At 49.6% G+C, this 5,259-nt stretch carries 2 protein-coding genes; both read left to right on the plus strand.

Going from position 1 to position 5,259, the window contains the following annotated elements:
• Positions 1 to 796 precede the first annotated feature (796 nt).
• The gene (gene ileS, locus VZT47_RS09220; protein WP_330224674.1) at positions 797 to 3,640 is read left to right on the plus strand and encodes an isoleucine--tRNA ligase; all 2,844 of its coding nucleotides are present in this window, start codon (positions 797 to 799) and stop codon (positions 3,638 to 3,640) included.
• Positions 3,641 to 4,098: 458 nt separating this feature from the next.
• Positions 4,099 to 5,037, plus strand: coding sequence for a dipeptidase (locus tag VZT47_RS09225; RefSeq protein ID WP_330224675.1), 939 nt, complete (start codon positions 4,099 to 4,101; stop codon positions 5,035 to 5,037).
• Positions 5,038 to 5,259: the final 222 nt, after the last annotated feature.

Consider the following 5,259-nt stretch of genomic DNA (forward strand, 5'->3'; position numbering starts at 1 on the left):
GAAGGCTTTCAAATCCTCGAGGAAAAAATCGAGTTTCCAATTATTTTTACAAAAGAATAAACTCCCAACAAACGAGAAAAAAGATTCTTCGGACCCGCGCCCCCCGCAACGTACTTAGTCACGAGATGACATATCCAGACGTGTGAATTTCTGCAGCCGATTGACAGGTAAGATCGGAAATCCGGACAACGAGAACATATTCTCAAATGGGGGTTTATTTTTGTACCCCCAAAGCCGTCCACCAGTCATAGTGGGCGGCTTTTTTTATTTAATTATCGGTTTGCGGTGATCAGGTCTCAGAGACTGAATTCTTCGAGACTTTGAAAAATCAGCTGTCTTTGAAGCTTTGCATCGCTCGGGACCCGGGACCGGGAACCTGGACAGTTGGCCGCCAAATTCACAGGGCGTCCTTTATTTCAAAATAAAAGAGGCTCCCATATCATTTCGGACCACACCTTCACGAATCACGAAGAAAGATTTCTCCAACTGACACAAATCCATATTTCCCCTTGACTTACATTACCGATACAAGTACAATATAAAAATACTGACAGGCGTAGATGAAGACGTTTCGCATGCACTGCAGCAAAGAGAGCTTCCATTTGGTGGGAGGAAGCATGCAGACTGCGGATGGATCACTTCGGAGCTTCAGGGAAGAAAAGCCCTGACGGGACATCGTTAACTGTACTGAGCGGCCGAAAGGTCATCAGGGTGGTACCACGGGAAATATTCTCGTCCCTCACGGGACGGGATTTTTTTATTTCAGGAAATCATATTTCCTTTAGGAGGATTAGAAATGGATTACAGCAAGACACTGCATCTGCCACAGACCGAGTTCCCCATGCGCGGCAATCTGCCGAAGAAGGAACCGGGCTTCGTGGAATTCTGGGCCAGGAATGACCTGTATGAGAAGAGACTGGAAAAGAGAAGAAAGGATGGCGCACCGACTTTCGTTCTTCATGACGGACCGCCATACGCAAACGGCAAGATTCACATCGGTCATGCCCTGAATAAGACCCTGAAGGATATCATTGTCCGCTATAAGCATATGGCCGGCTATGAAGCCAATTATATCCCGGGCTGGGATACTCACGGCCTGCCGATTGAATACGCAGTCCTGAAGGATTCCGGAGAAGACCGCGCGAACATGACGCCTCTCGAACTCCGCAGAAAATGCCTGGCTTACGCGAAGAAATGGATTGAAATCCAGAAGGCTGACTTCATCCGTATGGGCGTTGTGGGCGATTTCAAGCATCCCTATGTAACCTTCGACCCCCATCTGGAAGCCAAGGAACTGGAAGTCTTCGGCGAAATGGCGAATAAAGGCTATATTTATAAAGGCAAGAAAGCCGTTTACTGGTGCCCGAACTGCGAAACCGCCCTGGCGGAAGCAGAAATCGAATACAAGGACAGAAAGTCTCCTTCCATTTACGTCAAATTCCCGGCAGTGGACCTGAAAGGTCTTGCTCCGGAAGGCGTTCCGCAGGAAAAACTCTTTGCCGTGATCTGGACCACCACCCCCTGGACCATTCCGGCCAATGAAGCCATCTGCGTAAACCCGAAATTCACCTATGTATGGGTTCACAACAAAGCAGCTGACGAATATTACCTGATGAACAAGGAACTGGCTCCGAAGTCCCTGGAAGAATGCAAAGTGACGGACTATGAATTCGTAGGCCGCGAAATGCTGGGCTCCGAATGGGAACTGGCTACGTTCCATCATCCGCTCCTTGACCGTCTGGCTTATGTTCTGGAAGGAAACCATGTCACCCTGGATGCCGGCACCGGCTGCGTTCATACGGCTCCGGGACACGGCGTGGACGACTTTGAAGTCTGCCAGGATTATAGAAATAAGGGTAAACTGAATCTCCCCATCATCTGCCCGGTAGATGAAAAAGGCCGTATGACTGCGGAAGCAGGACTGGGCCTGGAAGGCAAGACCATTTGGGAAGTGGAAGGACCGGTCATTTCCGCCCTGGCTCATGCAGGAATGCTTCTCGGCAAGAAATCCATTCACCATCAGTATGCACACTGCTGGCGCTGCAAGAATCCGATTATCTACAGAGCAACGGACCAGTGGTTCGCATCCATCAATGATTTCAGAGACAAGGCACTGAAGGCTGTGGATGATACCCGTTTCATTCCGTCCTGGGGCCATGACCGTCTGTACAATATGATTCGCGACCGTCAGGACTGGTGTATTTCCCGTCAGCGTTCCTGGGGCGTGCCGATTCCGGCCTTCTACTGCGATGACTGCGGCAAATGGGTCATCACTCCGGAAACCATGAAGAAAGTGGAAGAAATCGTGGAAAAGGAAGGCACCGATGCATGGTGGATTCATTCTGCGGAAGAACTTCTGCCGGAAGGATTCAAATGCCCGCATTGCGGCGGCACCCATTTCCATAAAGAAAAAGATATCATGGACGTATGGTTCGATTCCGGTTCCACCTGGAATGGCGTACTCCGCTATCCCCATGATGACTGGAAAGGCGTTTCCTATCCCTGCGATCTCTATCTGGAAGGCTCTGACCAGCATCGCGGCTGGTTCCATTCTTCCCTGCTCTGCTCCGTAGCCGTAAACGGATATGCTCCGTACAAAGCAGTCCTGACCCACGGTTTCACCATGGACGGCGAAGGCAGAAAAATGTCCAAATCCGTAGGAAATGTCGTGGCTCCGCAGGATGTCATCAATAAATACGGCGCCGACGTCATGCGTCTCTGGATTTCCTCCGTTGATTACCAGGGCGACGTAAGACTGTCCGACAAGATCGTAAAGGGCATGTCTGACGTATACAGAAAGATCAGAAATACTTTCCGTTACCTCCTGGGCAACCTCTATGATTTCGATCCGAAGAAAGATTCCGTAGCTTATGAAGATATGGAAGAACTGGACAGATGGGCGCTCCTCCGCATGGAACAGGTAAAACGGACCGTCCTCAAAGCTTACGATGATTATGAATTCCATGTGATGTACCATGCGGTTCATAATTTCTGCACCGTTGACCTTTCCGCTATTTACCTGGACATCCTGAAGGATCGTCTCTACACCGAAAAAGCTGATTCCCTCCTGAGACGTTCTGCCCAGACTGCCATGTATGAAATCCTGACCACCCTGGTCCGCCTGGTGGCTCCGGTCCTCTGCTTCACTTCCGAAGAAGTATGGCAGGCCCTGCCGAATAAAGAAGAACGGGAATGGTCCGTTCATATGAGCGATATGCCGAAAGAAAACGACAAGTACCTGGACCAGGCACTGGATGAAAAGTGGAAGAAACAGCTCGCCATCCGTTCCGTAGTCACCAAGGCTCTGGAAGAAGCCCGCCAGGCAAAGACCATCGGTCATCCGCTGGATGCAGAAGTCACCGTTTATGCAGATGGAGAAGACTTCAAAGCATTGAAAGCCATGGAAAAAGACCTCGCTGATTTCTGCCTCGTTTCCCAGGCAAAGATCGTGGAAGGAACTGCAGGGGCTCCGGAAAATGCCATTTCCAATGAAGAAGGCACCGTGAAGTGCACCGTAGCCGTCTGCACCCTCGAAAAGTGCGAACGCTGCTGGAAACGCACCCCGGACGTGGATTCCGATCCGAAACATCCTCATGTCTGCGCACGCTGCGCTCACGTGCTGGAGGAAATGGGGGAATAAGAGTCAAATCTGCCGGAAACGATTTCAGTCAATTCGGGGAATCGTGATCCGTGGTCCGTGTACCGTGGGCCGTGAAGGATATGGGGCTGCGCGAACCAATCTTATGAAGTTGGCCTTCAGCCGACGGGACGCCTCCCATTTGAAGTGAAATTGGAAACCGCACTGGTTTTGCGAGATTTTGTAAAACTGGTGCGGTTTTAGCGTGGAGTGAATGGGAATCTATTTCCTGTTTTATAATGCGTATTGCAAAGGGAAAAAATTTCCTTTACAATAAAGGTTATAATCCTGTTCTAAGGAGTAAGGCCGATATAAAAAGGCCGCCCCGTGAATTTGGCGGCCACAACCACGGATTACGGAGCACGGAACACGGTCCACGACCGGCAGGATTGACGTAAAAGAATAGAAACGCAATGGGGCGTGATTACAGGCACGCCCTTTTCTGCATGGGAGGGGATTTTATGCGGTACATTGATTTTCACTGCGATACGATCACGGAGCTTCATGACCATCCGGAGTCGGGGAGTCTTCAGGAAAGTTCTCTCTATATAGATATCCATAAATTAAAGAAGGGCGGCTGTTTCATTCAGGACTTTGCCCTCTGGGTGGACAGCGGGGTTTCGAAAGATCCCTGGGCAAGGTATGAGGAGCTGCTTTCCACTTTCCGCAAAGAAATGGCAGAGAACCGGAAATTCATCACGCCCATCCTGAACCGGGACGATATCCGGGATGCGGAAGCAGACGGAAAAATCGGGGCCCTTCTTTCCATTGAAGGGGGAGAAGTGGTGGGAGGATCCATTGAAAAGCTCCATCAGGTCTATAAAGACGGGGTCCGCCTCATGACCCTCACCTGGAATTATCCCAATGAAATCGCCTTTCCAAACGGCATGGAAGGAAAGGACAAAGGCATTACGGAAAAGGGCCGGGAAATCATTGAGGAAATGGAACGTCTCCATATGATTGTGGATACGAGCCATCTGAATGACATCGGAACGAAACAGATTCTGGAAAAATGCCATGTGCCGCCGGTGGCTTCCCATTCCGATGCGAGGGCCGTCACTTTTCATCAGAGAAATCTGCCCGATGACCTCATCCGCCTTTTCGGGGAAAAAGGAGGCCTCATCGGACTCAATTTCGCCAACCATTTCACGGGCTTTGAAGAAATCACGAAACTGGAAAATATCGTCCGCCATGCCATTCATATCCGGGACGTGGGCGGGATCGATATCCTGGCTTTAGGCTCTGACTTTGACGGCATCGAACCGAAACTGGAACTCAAAGACGCCTCCGAAATGGGCCGTCTCGCCGAAGCCCTCAGGAACGGAGGCTTTACGGAAAGGGAAGTGGAGAAGGTCTTCTGGAGGAACAGCTTGAGGTATATCGGGGAAGTATTGATTTAGTGCCTTTTGCGATGAAATTGGATTTTCTCACGTAGTGGTGGTCGTTGTTCGTTATTCGTTCTTCGTTATTCGTGATGTATATGTATAATTTACCCAAGATTAAATAAATTCAAAAACTGACTACCCCAAATTAAATAGATGGAAATTCGAGAACGACGCCAAAAGAGAAATGCTAAAATCATGTTAAGCATTAGTTTTTGACATAGAAAGGAAGATCTAAAC

Source organism: Dialister sp. (genome assembly GCF_036343215.1).
Classification (GTDB): Bacteria; Bacillota; Negativicutes; order Veillonellales; family Dialisteraceae; genus Dialister.

Coding starts and splice junctions, on each gene's coding strand:
- ileS (WP_330224674.1), top strand. CDS start 797: ATGGATTACAGCAAGACACTGCATCTGCCACAGACCGAGTTCCCCATG.
- VZT47_RS09225 (WP_330224675.1), top strand. CDS start 4,099: ATGCGGTACATTGATTTTCACTGCGATACGATCACGGAGCTTCATGAC.